Source organism: Pseudoalteromonas sp. SG43-7 (genome assembly GCF_014164295.1).
Classification (GTDB): Bacteria; Pseudomonadota; Gammaproteobacteria; order Enterobacterales; family Alteromonadaceae; genus Pseudoalteromonas; species Pseudoalteromonas rhizosphaerae.
This window is the reverse complement of the sequence record NZ_JACJEY010000227.1, coordinates 1-251: the sequence shown is the minus strand read 5'-3', so window position 1 is coordinate 251 and position 251 is coordinate 1. Positions and strand designations below refer to the sequence as shown.

At 47.8% G+C, this 251-nt stretch carries 1 tRNA gene; it reads left to right on the top strand.

The features are described 5' to 3' along the window. Positions 1-47 precede the first annotated feature (47 nt). Positions 48-123 (top strand) — tRNA-Lys (locus tag H5200_RS23640). Positions 124-251: the final 128 nt, after the last annotated feature.

The following is a 251-nucleotide window of genomic DNA, read 5'->3' as shown; positions in this document are numbered from 1 at the left end:
TGGTTATAATCGGCGGATCTACGCAGCGTGCTTAGGCACACCAGAGCGGGTCATTAGCTCAGTTGGTAGAGCAGTGGACTTTTAATCCATTGGTCGATGGTTCAAGTCCATCATGACCCACCATTTTTTATTCGTTGAATAGTAGAGTGGTTATAATCGGCGGATCTACGCAGCGTGCTTAGGCACACCAGAGCGGGTCATTAGCTCAGTTGGTAGAGCAGTGGACTTTTAATCCATTGGTCGATGGTTCA